This is a genomic window from Tenacibaculum aiptasiae (assembly GCF_965221665.1).
Classification (GTDB): Bacteria; Bacteroidota; Bacteroidia; order Flavobacteriales; family Flavobacteriaceae; genus Polaribacter; species Polaribacter aiptasiae.
The window spans coordinates 360295-376100 of the sequence record NZ_CBDCSN010000003.1 but is presented as its reverse complement, the minus strand read 5'-3'; the positions used below and the strand labels follow the sequence as shown (position 1 = coordinate 376100).

The following is a 15806-nucleotide window of genomic DNA, read 5'->3' as shown; positions in this document are numbered from 1 at the left end:
TTAAATTTCTTACAAGTTATATTTCATTAAAACTATTCTTAACCATACAAATTCACAGCTTAACTACACTTTATTTCTCTTCATCTAAAATGAAAAATTTAAACACTTATTCATTAGTACTTTTACTGTATAATTAAAAAACGATACAAATAAAATAGTAAAATATATGATTTGGGGGAATCGAAAGGAAGTTATCTAAAGAGGTAACTTCTTTTTTTTTTACAACATTAACTTTAAAGGAGTTACCTTACTTATATTACGGTTTTTCTAAGCTTTTCTTAGTTGTTTTTATATAAGTTTGAGAAACTTAAATTTTATATGTTATGCTAAAAAATATTTCAAACTTAGGTTCTATCTTAAACAAATCGGAACAACAAACTATTAAAGGTGGTTTCTGGCCAACAACTAAAGAGCAATGTCTTAGATGTGGTGGTGAATGGGGAGGTATATTATGTGCTCTTCCAATGGACTCACCTTGTTTATAAAAAAGTAAAAGCGAACTAATGTTCGCTTTTATATTTTTAATTAACTACAATGTTTTTTGGAAAAAATCTAATGCCAATTCTAAAGTTTTGTGATGGATTTTTTTTCTATCTACTAAAGGCTTATCTATTGTAATTTCAGGAAGAACTTTTTTACCGAACTCTGTAGCTTCATTTAAAAATACATAATGTCCAACATTTTCATCAAATAAGTATAATTGACTTGTCTCAATTAAATTATGATAATTTTCTGCATTGTTTTTAATCGGTGTGTTTTTGTCACCTCTTCCAGCAACAATAAAAATAGGTGAATCAATGCTTTTTGTTTGCTCTTTTGTATGAAAACCAAAACCTATAGCAGGTGCCATCACAAAAAATGACTTAATTCTTCTATCCTTAACCACATCTTTATATTTATTATATGATGAAACTATTAAACTATCTTTTTCAAAATCAATAATCTCATCGGTTTTCGGAAACTCTGGAGGCATTTTTCTATCTTCTTCTTTTTCATTTTCTCTAACATTTCTATCTACGTACCCTCCAGCCAAAGCTATATTTGTATATCCTCCTAACGAAAAACCTACTCCTCCAATTTTTAAAGTATCAATTTTTGATCCTATTTCCTTATCCTTTAACACCTTTGTTAATACAAATTGAACATCGATGGCTCTCTCCCACCATTTTACAAATTCTCTAGGTATTTTATTAAATGTAGAATTTCCATAATGATCAAGAGATACAACAATATAACCTTCTTTTACCATTTTTTCGATAAACCATGTTAGTGAAAATCTATTCCCACCTGTACCGTGAGAAACTAATAATAAAGGATATTTTTTCTTAGGAATACTGGCATTTGAAACTGTTTTTATACTTTTAAACAATTCCTTTTTCTTCTCCTTTTTTTCTTGTTTAGGAATACTGTCAAAAGTAGGATACCATATTTCTGTTGCCAAAGGTCTATTTCTTGATTCATCTATATATAATACAGATTTTTGACCTACTTGTACTTCTTTATCTTTTTTGGTTTTACAAGAACTGCTGCATAAAACCACCAGCAAATAAGCTATTAATAAATTTCTCATATGTTTAATTAGTTGATTTCAAAATAAAAGACAATCTTACTAAGTAATTGTTACACTGCTTTTTTTGTTTTTATTATCTTTATTTTTCAATTAAGCATAGCTTTCTTATGACTATTCCTTGGGATTATGTAGTGTTTATTTCTATAATAATAGTTTTCATTATTATTGTTTTGATTTTTAATAAAAAACCAAATGATACAGATATCGATTTTCATTTGTATGAAAATGACAGTGATGATGACTTCTTTAATTTTGACTGATAAAACTTATATTTATTAATTTCAAATTAAGAAGATAACATTTCATCTAAAGATTCTTCCAACTCATCTAATTATTAACTTATTATCTCCAAGTTCTTATTACTTTTACTCATATATAGAGAGTGAGGGGCTCTATATAAAGTTTTATAACGATTATTGGAAAGAAGTATCTTGGGGAGGATTACTTCTTTTCTTTTTTATTATATCAATTTGCTTAAATTGTAACTTTTATCTCTAAAATCCATTAAACGGATAACAACTTAATCTTTATTTGTTTTATCGTTATTTTTTGTCTTTTAAACTAGATTAAGAAACTTTTTACCTTACAATTACTTTTTTAAAATAAAAAACTCTTTAAATTTAAAGTATACGATTCGTTTTATTATCCCCTTGTGTATGGGCTTCTTAGGGAGCCTTTTTCTTTCTGTAGTAGTTTTGAATATAAAAATTATTCTAAAAATGGTTACTTCACTTACACTTCATTAAGTATTTTCATCATATCAACACCATACATTTGTAATGTAATTAATGTTACCCCTATAACATTTAATTATTGATAAATTATTGAAGTAGAAACTTACCCCCGGCTGAAATTTTGATAATTTATTTTATTCCGCCAAGGGATGTGTGGCTCCTTCGGGAGCTTTTTTTATTCCTTAATAAATACTTATTTTTTATAATAATTTAACTTCGTTTATAGGAAAACGCATTTCATCGTTACTAAAGCTTTTCTCATCTAATTTTTGAAATTAAATCTCTTATACTCAATTATCTTTGATATATAATTTTAAAGTTTTTTCTTTTTTATTATAAACAATTTGATTGATTAGTTAGTTTTAAGAAAAGGAGTGTCTGTATGTGATAACTTCTTTTCTTTTTTGTTTCACTCTAATTTTAACTAACTTCTGTAAATTAAACTTAGTGTTTTCTTTCGTTGAATTTTTTTAGTTTCTGTTTCTATAAACTTATCTAAAAAGTAAACCTCTTTAGGTACTTCATATTTAGATAAATCTTGTAAACTATTAAGAAGTATATTTTTCTTTTTTCCTTCAACAATTAATATTAGTTTTTCTCCTAAAATAGTATCTGGAACTCCAATTACAAAAAAACGTTCTGAAATTATTTTTGATAGCTTCTCCTCTATCTTCTCTGGATGTAATTTTATGCCTCCTGAATTAATTACATTATCAAAACGCCCCAACCAGTCAAACTCTTTGTCAGAAATCAATGAAACTACATCATTTGTTATAAGTTTCTCTTCTGTTACTTTTGGAGCTTCTATAACCAAACAATTACGTGAATCTTTTGAAAAATTTACATTTGGAAGCGCTTCATATATATTATAATCAGATAACGTAACATGATTAAGCTTTTTGACGGCTATATGAGTAATCGTTTCAGTCATACCATAAGTAGCATATATTTTTGTTTCTTTCTCTTGAATTTCTTCTATTAAATCATTCGATACTACTCCTCCTCCAACAATTAATTTATCTATTTTATATAATTCATTTAATGAGTTCCTTAATTGAATTGGAACCATTGCTGAAAAATCATATTTCTTTTTTAAGCCTTTTAAAGGATTCGAAACTGGAGCTACTATGTCTATTTCCCATCCAAGTGTTAAAGCTCTAACCAGCATCATTTTTCCCGCTATATAATCGGTTGATAAGCATAATAAAGCTGTGGTTCCTTCTCTTAAATTAAAAAATGTGTCCGTAGCTATTGCTGAGTTTTTCATAAACTCTTTTTTTAGCTTTATAGGCTTAGGAGTTCCGGTTGATCCAGATGTATTAACTACTACAAAATTGTTCGTATTAAACCAATCGTTTAAAAAACTAAATATTGATTGTGAAATATCTTTTGAAAAGTCTAACAACTCATCCTTATCTGAAAAGGATTTACTATTTAATTTAAATCTTTTATGGAAACTAGTATTCTTCAATAGTTAATGGTTTTTCTATTGTTCCAAATAATTTTTCTTTCCAATTTTTCCAACCATATTTTTTTGAAAATAACAATAACATTAACGGATATAAAACAAAAACAGGTAAAAACATTTCTATTCCTACTGATGGTTCTGAAGTATCTATAAATAAAGCATCCGTTTGAAAAACAGTCCAATCTGTTGTTACCAAGAAAGCTGCTACTATATTATTTATTGCATGTAATCCTAATGCTAATTCTGTTCCTTCGTCCATTAAAGTTGTGATTCCAAAAAAGAACCCTGTACCTATATAAAATACCATTGAAATGTACCCCAATTTTTCAACTTCTGGATTCGCTCCATGTAGTAATCCAAATGCAACTGATGTAATTATTAATGGAAGCCATCTATTTTTAAACCAAGTACCTAAACCCTGCATAAAATATCCTCTAAATAACAATTCTTCGAAACTTGTTTGCAATGGTAAAAACAAAAAAGAAACTAAAACTAATGTAAAAAATGGGATTGGTTTAAAATTCCATGTATAGTTGTCTGGCTCTAATACTATTCCAGCTCCTATGACTACTATGGCAACGATTCCCCAAGTAAAAAAGCCAAACCAAAATCGTTTCCAATCTATTTTTTCTCTACTTGTTACAAGAGTTTTTATTGCTCTTCTATGGATGTATTTAATTGAAAATAATAATGCAACCAATCCAATTGCAAACATTAAAATCATCATAAATAAAAACAAGCTTTTATTTATTCCTAAAGTCATGAAATTATCGTTAGCAGCCATTAAAAATTCATCCATGTTTTCTGCATGTAAAACAGCTGTAATTGCTAGTGGTATAACGCCTATAAACTGCCAACAAATCAATACTAAAAACAGTACTCCTAAATAATAAAACCAATCATTTTTTCCTTTATATGCTTGTTGTATAAAATTCATTATTCTAAATTAAATTGCCAATCTTTTTTATTGTTGTATCCTAAACTACCTTTAGAAACTTCTAATGGGCTTTCTATGTTATTTGTAAATAAACTCCCGGTTCCTAATCCTTGAGGTAATGCGTTATTTAATGTATATGTCCATTGAGCAATGGCATTTAAACCAATATTACTTTCCAAAGCTGAAGTTATCCAATTTCCCGCTTTATATTTATTTGCTATAGAAATCCATTCTTCACTTCCTTTAAAACCTCCAACTAAACTTGGCTTTAAAATAATATACTGAGGCTTGATAGTTTCAATACATTTTTCTTTGTCCTCTTTTGAAAAAACTCCAATTAACTCTTCATCCAACGCTATGTCTAAAGGTGTTTTTTCGCACAGTTTTGCCATCTCTTGCCATTGTCCTTGCTTTATAGGTTGCTCTATAGAGTGCATTTCTAATTCAGACAATCGTTCTAACTTTCCTAAAGCATTCTCTGGAGTAAAAGCACCATTAGCATCTACACGTAATTCTATTTCTTTTGGTGAAAACTCTTTTCTTATTGATTTTAATAATTCAATTTCAGTATCAAAATCTATAGCACCAATTTTCATTTTAATTGTTGTAAAGCCTTGTTGCAATTTATCTTTTATTTGCTGCTGCATAAAAGCTTTATCACCCATCCAAATTAATCCATTAATAGAAATATTGTCTATTCCTTGACTAAATTTTGATGGATACAATTCAAATGGATTATCTCCTTTTAAAGATAAAAATGCTTGCTCTAGTCCAAATTGAATTGATGGAAATTTTATCGTTTCAACTAATAAATTTTCTAATCCTAAATGAATATTTTGACAAACCCATTGAAGTTTTTCTTCATAATTATCTCTATCATCTGCGCTCAAGCCTCTAAACAAACCACACTCGCCATAGCCTTTTTTACCTTTTTCAGATAACGTTAAAAACCATGTTTCTTTGGTTCTTAAAACTCCTCTAGAGGTTCCACTAGCTTGTTTAAAATTAAGAATATATTTCTTGTATGTTGCTATTATCAATGTTTGTTATTTATTGATTTTCAGAAGCTTTTTTAAATGCGTCTAAATATGATTGATTTATCCTTTTTAATTCTCCTTTGAAAAAAGGGAATAAACATCTCATTATGTAGGAATCACTGGTACAAATTGACTCTTGTACTATTTTTGTAGTATTACCATTTGATGTGAATACATAATCGTCTGTTTTTAACATATTTTCAGCATCAAAATGAAAGCTAATTCGTTTATTCACCTCATAAGCTAGTACTTTTTCTGTCATAGTTATCAACCTTCCTTGATTATCTACTTCTATTTTATAAGTACTTCCAACCTTTCCTGGTTTTTCTTCTAAAACTTGAATTGACTTTACTTCTGGCATCCATTGTTTCATCAATTCAACATTCTCAAAGTCAGCAAAAACTTCATTTACTGGTTTACTTATTTCTACTTCGGTAGTATATTTTACTTCAGAAATGACTAACCCTGTTAAGAAAAATATAACTATTAATGCCGATACTATTCCTAAAACTATTTTTACGCCTTTCATTGGACTATATGCTTATTGTTTTTCCTATTTCGATAATAGTTAACTCTTTATTTGCTTTTGCAAATGCTTCTTTTGCTTCATCTACATTAATTTCTATTGGTGGAAATGTATTAAAATGACAACCTATAACTTTATCACATTCTACAAAATCACTAGCTATAATTGCATCATCTACTCCCATAGTAAAGTTATCTCCTATTGGTAAAATTGAGGCTGATAACTTTGTTGTCATCGGTATTAACTTCATATCCATAGTAACTGCAGTATCTCCTGCTATATATAATGATTTATCTCCTGCTGAAATTACAAAACCTCCTGGTTGTCCTCCATAAGTTCCATCAGGAAATGAAGATGTATGTATAGCATTTACATATTTTGCTGAAAAAACTTCTGTTTTAAAAGTTCCTCCATGATTTACTGGGTGCCCTTTTAAATTTTTAGCTCCATAATGCATAACAATTTCATAATTTGAAACTATTGTTGCTCCTGTGCGCTCTGCAATTAGTTCTACATCTAATATATGATCTTGATGTGCATGAGTTAACAAGATATAATCTGCTTTTATATCTTCTACTTTAATTTCTGATGCTAAAGGGTTTCCTGTTATAAATGGGTCTACTAATACATGTGTTCCGTTTATTTCGATACCAAAACATGCATGTCCGTAAAATGTAATGTTCATAATAATATTCTGAAGTTAGTTTATAGGCAAGTTACAAAACTTGTCCTAGTCCAAAAAGTATTGAAAATAAAAAAGTACTTAATGCTACTTTTTTTAATTCTCCATCAAGTAATGCTTCCTCTTTATTTTTAGATACAAAAACTATGTGCTTTAAAATGGGTATGTAAGCAATTATAAATAAGAATTGATATGGTGATTCATACTTAAGAAACACATATGATAATGCACATAAAAATGATACTCCTATTAACAAATAGTGATAGTTTTTTGCAGCTTTAGCTCCCATTTTTACCACTAATGTATTCTTTCCTGATTTAGCATCATTTACTCTATCTCGCATATTATTTAAGTTCAATACTGCTGTACTTAATAATCCTATTGTAATTGCTGGTAAAAAGATTGTAAAGTTTAATTCTTTAGTATATAAAAAGTAGGTTCCTGCCACTGCTAATAAACCAAAAAACACAAACACGAATACATCACCAAATCCACTATAACCATAAGCTGATTTTCCTACGGTATATTTAATCGCTGCTATAATTGAGGCAATACCTAATCCGAAGAAAATTACTGAATATAAAAAGTTATCCTTTCCAAATGCTACATAAATTAACAGCAAAGCAATTACTAAGGTAATAGCTCCAGTAATAATCATTGCTATTTTCATTTGCTTTGGTGTAATAGCCCCAGAAGAAACCATACGTGCTTCTCCTTCTCTATTATCATCAGTTCCTTTAACTCCATCACCATAATCATTAGCAAAATTTGATAGTACTTGAAAACCTATGGTTGTTAGAATTGCTAACCAAAAAATTGGTGTATCTATTAGACTTATTGTACTATCGCTATACATTACATTATCAAATCCTAATTTACTACCTACAATAATACCTGATACTGATAAGGGTAAAGTTCTTAAACGTGCTGCTTTTATATAGTTTTTAATCATTCTTTAAAAATAAGATTCCCGCTTACGCGGGAATAAACATTATATTATATCTTGCTTTTTATAAATTATTAGCCTCAGCTATTAATTCTGCAATATCTTTAACAACAATCTGATCTTCTTTTAATTTGAATTTCACACCATCTGTCATCATTGTATTACAATAAGGACATCCTGTTGCTATAATTTGTGGATTTGTTTCTAAAGCATCTTCAGTTCGAAGTACATTGATATCCATATCACCTTTTTCTGGTTCCTTGAACATTTGTGCTCCTCCTGCTCCACAACATAAAGCTGTAGATTTATGACGCTTCATTTCAGTCATTTTAACTCCTAATCGACGAATTAAATCTCTTGGAGTTTCATAAACATCGTTTGCACGTCCTAAATAACAAGGATCGTGGTATGTTAATCGTTTTCCTTTTAAATTTTCTCCTTCAATAGATAAGCGTCCATCTTTAATTAACTTACTTATATATTGTGTATGGTGGTAAACTTCATATTTACCTCCCAATCCTGGGTATTCATTTTTTAATGTATTGAATGAGTGAGGATCGCAAGTAACTATTGTTTTTACCTCATAAGCATTTAACACTTCTATATTAGTTACAGCCTGCATTTGAAATAAAAATTCATTTCCTGCTCTTTTTGCTGCATCTCCAGTTGAACTTTCTTCAGTTCCTAACACAGCAAAATCAACTCCTGCCATGTTTAATATTTTAACAAACGCCTTTGTTATTTTCTTTGCTCTATCGTCATAACTTCCTGCTGCTCCTACCCAAAACAACACTTCTGGTTGTTTTCCTTGAGCCATCATATCTGCCATTGTTGGTACGTTCATATCTCTAAGTTTTGAGTTTTAAGTCTTTATTCTAGAGTTTAGATTTTTTAAATAACTCTTAATTAAAAACTTTTAATTAAAAATTATTTTCTATTCGTCTTTCCAATTTAATCTATCCATCTGACTATACTGCCATGGAGCTCCGTTATTTTCAATATTGGTCATCATCATATTCAACTCTTGTGGAGCTGCAGATTCTTCCATTACCAAATAACGACGCATTTCCATAATAATAGATAAAGGGTCTATACCAATAGGACATTCCTGTACACAAGCGTTACAACTAGTACACGCCCATAATTCTTCTGGTGATATATAATCGTTTAATAATTGTTTTCCATCGTCTTTAAACTCACCACCGTTAGCATCAATATTTTTACCTACCTCTTCTAAACGGTCACGTGTTTTCATCATAATAGCACGTGGCGATAATTCTTTTCCTGTAAGATTTGCTGGACAAGAAGATGTACAACGTCCACATTCTGTACAAGTATATGCATTCATAAGCTGCACCCAGTTTAAATCGGTTACATCAGATGCTCCAAACTTTGCTGGCACTTCATCTTCTGCTCCTTCTTCTGGCATTGCATATGGATCTGCATCCGGATCCATCATCATTTTTACCTCATTAGTAACAGCTTCCAAATTATCTAGCTGTCCTTTTGGCTCTAACTTTGCATAAAAAGTATTAGGGAAAGCTAATAAAATGTGTAAATGCTTAGAATAATATAAATAGTTTAAGAAAATTAAAATTCCTACAATATGCAACCACCAAGCTGTCTTTTCAATTGTATGTAATGCTTCTGGTGAATTTCCATCAAACCAAGGAGCTATAAATTGTGAAATAACATTTCCTGCTCCTGCTTCTTGAAAAGGAACATCAGTAGCATTCATAATTAAGAATAAAGACATTAATACCATTTCAAAGTATAAAATAATATTCCCATCATTCTTAGGCCATCCTGTCATTTCTTTGTTCCAGAAACGCTTAACACGCTGAATATTTCTTCGTAACCAGAAAATAACTACTGCAACAAATACTAATGCAGCTAACACTTCAAAGTTCCCTATTAAAAATCCATAAATAGCGTTTCCTAGTATTGGTTGGAATACTCGATGTGTTCCAAACAATCCATCGATTACGATTTCCAACATTTCGATATTAATCAAAATAAAACCTACATATACTACTATATGTAATATTCCTGAAAGTGGACGACGAACCATTTTGTATTGACCTAGGGCTATTTTAGCCATATTTTTCCAGCGTTCTGGTTTTCTATCGTTTCTGTCAATATCTTTTCCTAGCTTAATATTTCGGATAAGCTTTCTAACATTCATTACAAAATATCCTATACCTGCAATTAGAATAATTGCAAAAATGATGTTTGGTAGGTATTTCTCCATTGTGTTTAAATAAATTATTAATTTTTGTTAATCGTTGTCTTCTTTCTTTATAGGATTTTTATGAATTAATATTATAGTTGTTTATTGTTTAGTTGTTGCTTGTGTTGTTTTTATTGTTCTCTTCATTGTAAGGTTTAGGTTTCTTTCCAAACAATGAGAAGTGTACAAATCGCTTTGGGTTTAATTTCATTTCTCTTAATAACTCCGCCATTTCCTTAGATGCATTTGTTAGGTTAGTATACATCTTATCATCTGTCATCAATTTACCTAGAGTTCCTTTTCCTTCTTTCATATTAGCCAACAATGCATTTACGTTAGTTAATGTTGTTTCTAATTTTTTAACAGTTGCTCCAAAATCGGCTTTTGCTAAATCATCAGATACTTTAGAAAAGTTCTTTGTAATTTTTTTAGCATTAATCATAGTTGAATCCAAATTCACCTTATTATCTGCTAATAAACTATTTACTGAAGAAAGTGTTTTTCTTACATCAGAAATAGTTCCTTCTAATCCAAGTATACTTCTGTTTAAACTTTTACGTGATTTTTGATTTAATACTTGGTTGAAACCAATTAATAATGAATCTGCTCCTACTAATACGTTTTCTAACTTTGCTTGAATTGGATTTAATTTCTCTCCTACAGAAGAAAAAATATCTGACTCTACTTCTCCTTTTAAATAATCTCCAGAGACAGCTGTTTCTCCATCATATTTTGGTACAATAGCTAAATTTTGCCCCCCCATTAAGCTAGCAGAGTAAATTTTTGCCACACTATTTTTAGAAAACTTAAAATCGTTTTCTAATGATATTTTTACTATTAAGCTTCCTCTTTTATCAGACTTCGAATTAAAAGAAATATCATCAACCTTTCCTACTTTTAATCCATTAATAGTTACTAAACTAGCAGTATTAAGTCCATTGATGTTTTTATATTCTACAAAAAAGTGCCTACTATTTGCACTGAATAAATCTTGCCCCTTTAAAAAATTATATCCCCATATAAATAAAGCTATAATTATTACCGTTACAATTCCTGTTTTTAATTCCTTTGACATAAACATAGTAAAATTATACCAGCGAAAATACTAAATATTTTGAGAGTAATTAGATAGATTACCTCTAAATTACTGGTTTTTCAAGGCCTCTTTGATAGATATCTTTTTTCCATTTTTAAAAGCAACTATCCAAGCATCTTTATATCCGACTGATCTTGCTTTTGCTAAATGTTTCTTTATACCTGTCAAACTTTCTGAACTTCCATAAAAATATTTATAATAATCATCTATGATTAAATACTTTACATTTTTTAGATTTTTAAAATTCTTTTCAGAAATAAACTTTCTTGAAGCCGCTATTTGAACTCTAAATTCTACCTTTGAACTCGATTTTTTAGCCACTACTTTTGCTGAAGGCTTTTTTACCGGTTTCTTTTCAGGAGCTTTAGTTACTACCTTTTTTGTAACAACCTTAGTATCTTTTTTAACAGATTTTGGTTTTTGAACAACTTTTTTAGGCGTTACTTTTGGTGTTTCTTTCTTTTTTGATGTTTCAGCAACAGTATTTACTATACTTGAGTTATCTCTAACTCTATTCAACTTTAATACATTAATATATTTTTTAATAGCTTCAGCAATTGCTTTGGCCATTTTAATTTGTCCTGACCTTGTATTTAAAAACCTACCTTCTTTTTTATTCGTTAAAAAACCTAATTCAACTAAAACACTCGGCATTACTGTTTCTCTCAAAACTAAAAAATTAGCTTGCTTAACTTTTCTATTATTTCTTCTTAGAGAAACAAAATTATCTTGAATCATTCCGGCTATATCTAAACTATTATCCAAGTTTCCTTCTTGAAGTACTGATAATCCTATTACTGATTCAGGAGAATTAGGGTCGTAATCATAGTTCTGTTTATAATTATCCTCTAATAAAATTACGGCATTCTCTCTTTTAGAAATCTCTAAATTTTCTTTATTACCATTTAAACCTAAAACAAAAGTACTTGCACCATGAGGATGTTCTTTTGTAAAAGCATCACAATGTATTGATACAAATAAATCTGCTTTTTTGGTATTTGCTATTTTTGCTCTGTTGTGTAACTCAACAAAAACATCTGTTTTTCTTGTATAAACCACGTTAACATCTTTTGCTATTAACAGTTCTTTTCCGACATCTAAAGCTACTCTTAATGCTATTTTTTTTTCTCTATAACCATTTCCAATATTTCCAGAATCTTTTCCTCCATGACCAGCGTCTAAAACAACAGTATATTTTTTTTGAGCATAAACTTCTGTATCAAAGCTTATCGAAATGAAGAATATGGTTAAAAATAAAAAAGTTTTTTTTCTAAGATTATATTTAGGTAATTTTAAGAATTGCATCAATAAAATTTAACTATTTTTGGTTTCTAAAATATAGGCATTCAAATAACACGCCAAAGTTTTAAATATAACACAAAAATAGTATTTATAATATTGCGAGCAAATCTAACTTACATACTTTTAGCTTTATATCTTTTTTGTTTTCAAATAGGTAATGCACAAGAATTTGGAGATAAGGGTATTCCAAATCAAAAAGCTAAAAAAAAGCCTGTTTTAAATACCTCAAAAGACACTTTGATTAATTTAAAAAACAGAAAAGCTTTAGGAATAAAAAAAGACACAATTGCTAATGATTCTATTAAACCAAAAGAAGTTATTGATGGTATTATAACTCATGATGCTGAGGACTATACTATTCAAAATGCTAAAAATAAAACTGTAACTTTATTTAACAAAGCTAGAGTTACATATACAGACATAGATTTACAAGCTGGTATTATAATTTTAGATTATAAAAACAACATTGTGTATGCTAAAGGAATTAAAGATAGTTTAGGTTATCATCAAAGACCTGTATTTAAACAAGGAAACCAAGAGTCTGAACAAGATTCTATCCTATTTAACTTTAAAACTAAGAAAGCTTTAGTTTATGGTGTTAAGACTGATCAAGGAGGTTTGATTACTTATGCTCAAAAAACCAAACGTGTAAATGACTCTACCATTTATATGCGTCGATTGCGTTTTACAACTTCTAAAAAGAAAAATCCTGATTATTATATACAAACTAACAAAGCTAAACTTGTTCCTGGAAAAAAAATAATTGTAGGTGGTAGTAATTTAGTATTAGCTGATGTACCAACTCCTGTTTATTTACCTTTTGCTTATTTCCCTTTAACTGATAAAAGAACTTCAGGTTTTATAATTCCATCATGGGGAGATAGTAATAGTCAAGGTTTCTTTTTGCAAAATGGAGGTTATTATTTTGCTATTAACGATTATTTTGATTTAACCTTGCTTGGTGATATTTACACCAATGGTAGTTGGGGACTTAGAGCAGATTCTAATTATTATGTACGCTATAAGTTTAGTGGTAGTTTTAGTGTTCGCTTTGAAAATATTATACAAGGAATTCGAGGCTTAAGTGATTTTAGTAAATCCACTAACTTCAATATTCGCTGGAGCCATAGACAAGATGCTAAATCAAATCCTAACTCACAGTTCTCAGCATCTGTTAATTTAGGTAGTAGCACCTATTATAGACAATCTTTAAATGAATTTAATAGTTCTCAATTTTTAACTAACACGTTAAATTCATCTATTTCATATTATAAAAAGTTTGTTGGAACTCCATTTAATATGAATGTTACTGCTACGCATTCTCAAAACACCAATACAAATTCCATTACAATGACACTTCCATCATTGCAGTTAAATATGGATCGTATTTTTCCTTTTGCAGGTAAAGGTGGTGTAAAAAGAAACCCAATCCAAAAAATGGGGATGACTTATAATATGCAAGGTGAATATAGAATTAATACAACTGATGATGAATTCTTCACTCCTAAAATGTTCAGAACGGCTAAAAAAGGAATTCAACATAATGTAAGAACAAGTACTAACATAAAAGCTTTTAAATATTTTACATTATCTCCAAGTGTAAGCTATAAAGATGTATGGTATTTTGATAAAATAAACAAACGATTTGATCCAACTGTTACAAATTCTGATGGTAATCTAGGAGCAGTAGTCAATGACACTATAAGTGGTTTCAATCGCTTTAATGAATATAACTTTGGAGTTTCATTATCTACAAATATTTACGGTACATTTAACTTCAAAAAAGGTCGTTTAAAAGCCATAAGACATACCATTAGACCTTCTATATCTTATGGATACAGACCAGATTTTGCTCAAGACCACAACCTTCAAGTACAACAAAGTACTGATCCAACTGATCTATTAACATATTCTCCTTTTGAAGACGGAATTTACGGCCCTCCAGGAACTGGAATTACTAACTCTATAGGTATTTCCGTTAACAATGTATTAGAAGCTAAAGTAGCACCCAAAGATCCCGATAGTGATGAAGAAGATAAAAAAATAACTATTCTTAACAATTTAAATTTTAGTACTAGTTATAATATTGCAGCAGATAGTTTAAAATGGAGTCCGCTTACTGTAAGTGCTGGTACACGTCTTTTTAAAGATAAGTTAGCTTTAAACACTAATGCAATATTTGATCCGTATCAAGTAAATAGTAAAGGACAAAGAATAAATCAATTTAACGATGGAATTTTAAGACTTACTAATTTAGGAGTTACCGCAAACTATACGATATCTAGCGACGATTTTAAAAAGGAGAAAGAAGGTAAAAAAGAAGGTAATAAAAATGGTAACGGTGCCCAAGACACCCCTGATTTATTTGGAGAAAATATTGTTCCTACTAATGATTTTATAAGTAATTCTAACAATGAAGGAGAAAATAAAAGTAGAACCAAAGAAGCTGAATTATATAAACTAAAAATTCCTTGGACATTAAATTTAGCCTATGTTATGAATTACTCTAGCAATGGTTTAACAAGTAGTATTGGTAGCCATACAATGATGTTTAGTGGTAATCTAAATTTATCTCCTAAATGGAAAATAACTTTTTCTTCTGGTTATGATATAAAAGACAATGCCTTTACCTATACTAGGCTTGGATTTGATAGAGACTTAGATAGTTGGCGTTTCAGCTTTAACTGGACTCCTTTAGGTCCTAATACCTCTTATAACTTCTTTATTGGAGTAAAATCGTCTGTATTGAGAGATTTAAAATGGGATAAAAATAGACCACCAGATAGAGTTTTATTCTAATTTTAGTTAATTTATAATATCAAACACAATGAAAAAAATAATTACAACAACAAAAGCTCCTGCTCCAATAGGTCCATATAATCAAGCGGTATTAAGTGGTAATACATTATACACCTCTGGTCAAATTGCAATTAACCCTGAAACTGGTGAATTAGTTCAGGACTCTATTGAAGCTGAAACTAAACAAGTAATGGAAAACATGAAAGAAGTTTTAGCGGCTGCTGAAATGACTTTTGAGAATGTAGTAAAAACTTCTATTTTTATTTCAGACATGCATAACTTTTCTAAAATTAATGCTGTATACGCAAAATATTTCGATGAAACTACTGCTCCTGCTAGAGAAACTGTTGAAGTAGCCAACTTACCTAAGTTTGTTAATGTTGAAATCAGTATGATTGCTATTAAATAAAAAGTATGGCTTTTTTATAATATTAATAAGCGTTAAGAACATGATTCTTAACGCTTTTTTTAGTCTTTTC

At 29.4% G+C, this 15806-nt stretch carries 14 protein-coding genes; 3 read left to right on the top strand and 11 right to left on the bottom strand.

Annotation, left to right across the window (positions count from 1 at the left end):
- Positions 1-323: 323 nt before the first annotated feature.
- Entirely contained in the window at positions 324-485 is a 162-nt protein-coding gene (locus ACOQN8_RS13440) for a hypothetical protein (RefSeq protein WP_175578662.1), read from the top strand.
- A gap of 44 nt (positions 486-529) precedes the next feature.
- On the opposite strand, the gene ACOQN8_RS13435 is transcribed toward ACOQN8_RS13440, so the two are convergent.
- The 11 genes from ACOQN8_RS13435 to ACOQN8_RS13385 all read right to left on the bottom strand — a co-directional run bounded on the left by ACOQN8_RS13435 (position 530) and on the right by ACOQN8_RS13385 (position 12531).
- Positions 530-1570, bottom strand: a complete 1041-nt coding sequence (locus ACOQN8_RS13435; RefSeq protein ID WP_420553070.1) for an alpha/beta hydrolase family protein — start codon at positions 1568-1570, stop codon at positions 530-532.
- A 1158-nt stretch (positions 1571-2728) separates the two neighbouring features.
- A complete protein-coding gene (locus ACOQN8_RS13430) occupies positions 2729-3775 on the bottom strand; it encodes an AMP-binding protein (RefSeq protein WP_420553069.1) in 1047 nt (348 codons plus the stop codon).
- Entirely contained in the window at positions 3762-4709 is a 948-nt protein-coding gene (locus ACOQN8_RS13425) for a CPBP family intramembrane glutamic endopeptidase (RefSeq protein WP_420553068.1), read from the bottom strand. Before ACOQN8_RS13425 ends, ACOQN8_RS13430 begins: the two co-directional genes overlap by 14 nt.
- Positions 4709-5749 carry an o-succinylbenzoate synthase gene (locus ACOQN8_RS13420; RefSeq protein WP_420553067.1) on the bottom strand — a complete coding sequence of 347 codons (1041 nt, stop codon included), beginning with the start codon at positions 5747-5749 and terminating at the stop codon, positions 4709-4711. The genes ACOQN8_RS13425 and ACOQN8_RS13420 overlap by 1 nt, the downstream gene beginning before the upstream one ends.
- A gap of 10 nt (positions 5750-5759) precedes the next feature.
- Complete coding sequence (locus tag ACOQN8_RS13415) at positions 5760-6275, bottom strand: SRPBCC family protein (protein WP_420553066.1); 516 nt, start codon at positions 6273-6275, stop codon at positions 5760-5762.
- A gap of 4 nt (positions 6276-6279) precedes the next feature.
- On the bottom strand, positions 6280-6957 hold the full coding sequence (locus ACOQN8_RS13410; protein ID WP_420553065.1) for a metal-dependent hydrolase: 678 nt from the start codon (positions 6955-6957) through the stop codon (positions 6280-6282).
- A 31-nt stretch (positions 6958-6988) separates the two neighbouring features.
- Complete coding sequence (gene menA / locus ACOQN8_RS13405) at positions 6989-7906, bottom strand: 1,4-dihydroxy-2-naphthoate octaprenyltransferase (protein ID WP_420553064.1); 918 nt, start codon at positions 7904-7906, stop codon at positions 6989-6991.
- Positions 7907-7964: 58 nt separating this feature from the next.
- A complete protein-coding gene (locus ACOQN8_RS13400; protein ID WP_272148833.1) occupies positions 7965-8744 on the bottom strand; it encodes a (Fe-S)-binding protein in 780 nt (259 codons plus the stop codon).
- A gap of 90 nt (positions 8745-8834) precedes the next feature.
- Positions 8835-10151: a 4Fe-4S dicluster domain-containing protein gene (locus ACOQN8_RS13395; RefSeq protein ID WP_420553063.1), complete on the bottom strand. Its 1317-nt coding sequence runs from the start codon at positions 10149-10151 to the stop codon at positions 8835-8837.
- Between the two features lie 88 nt (positions 10152-10239).
- Positions 10240-11205: an MlaD family protein gene (locus ACOQN8_RS13390; RefSeq protein WP_420553062.1), complete on the bottom strand. Its 966-nt coding sequence runs from the start codon at positions 11203-11205 to the stop codon at positions 10240-10242.
- Between the two features lie 69 nt (positions 11206-11274).
- Complete coding sequence (locus tag ACOQN8_RS13385) at positions 11275-12531, bottom strand: N-acetylmuramoyl-L-alanine amidase family protein (protein WP_420553061.1); 1257 nt, start codon at positions 12529-12531, stop codon at positions 11275-11277.
- A gap of 93 nt (positions 12532-12624) precedes the next feature.
- On the opposite strand from ACOQN8_RS13385, the gene ACOQN8_RS13380 reads away from it, so the two are divergent.
- The gene (locus ACOQN8_RS13380; RefSeq protein ID WP_420553060.1) at positions 12625-15327 is read left to right on the top strand and encodes a putative LPS assembly protein LptD; all 2703 of its coding nucleotides are present in this window, start codon (positions 12625-12627) and stop codon (positions 15325-15327) included.
- 28 nt (positions 15328-15355) lie between these two features.
- Positions 15356-15736, top strand: coding sequence for a RidA family protein (locus ACOQN8_RS13375; protein ID WP_420553059.1), 381 nt, complete (start codon positions 15356-15358; stop codon positions 15734-15736).
- Positions 15737-15806: the final 70 nt, after the last annotated feature.

Bases quoted from the DNA above. Each gene is read 5' to 3' on its own strand.
- ACOQN8_RS13375 (WP_420553059.1), top strand. From the start codon at position 15,356: ATGAAAAAAATAATTACAACAACAAAAGCTCCTGCTCCAATAGGTCCA.
- ACOQN8_RS13435 (WP_420553070.1), bottom strand. From the start codon at position 1,570: ATGAGAAATTTATTAATAGCTTATTTGCTGGTGGTTTTATGCAGCAGT.
- ACOQN8_RS13440 (WP_175578662.1), top strand. From the start codon at position 324: ATGCTAAAAAATATTTCAAACTTAGGTTCTATCTTAAACAAATCGGAA.
- ACOQN8_RS13400 (WP_272148833.1), bottom strand. From the start codon at position 8,744: ATGAACGTACCAACAATGGCAGATATGATGGCTCAAGGAAAACAACCA.
- menA (WP_420553064.1), bottom strand. From the start codon at position 7,906: ATGATTAAAAACTATATAAAAGCAGCACGTTTAAGAACTTTACCCTTA.
- ACOQN8_RS13390 (WP_420553062.1), bottom strand. From the start codon at position 11,205: ATGTCAAAGGAATTAAAAACAGGAATTGTAACGGTAATAATTATAGCT.
- ACOQN8_RS13425 (WP_420553068.1), bottom strand. From the start codon at position 4,709: ATGAATTTTATACAACAAGCATATAAAGGAAAAAATGATTGGTTTTAT.
- ACOQN8_RS13385 (WP_420553061.1), bottom strand. From the start codon at position 12,531: ATGCAATTCTTAAAATTACCTAAATATAATCTTAGAAAAAAAACTTTT.
- ACOQN8_RS13415 (WP_420553066.1), bottom strand. From the start codon at position 6,275: ATGAAAGGCGTAAAAATAGTTTTAGGAATAGTATCGGCATTAATAGTT.
- ACOQN8_RS13410 (WP_420553065.1), bottom strand. From the start codon at position 6,957: ATGAACATTACATTTTACGGACATGCATGTTTTGGTATCGAAATAAAC.
- ACOQN8_RS13395 (WP_420553063.1), bottom strand. From the start codon at position 10,151: ATGGAGAAATACCTACCAAACATCATTTTTGCAATTATTCTAATTGCA.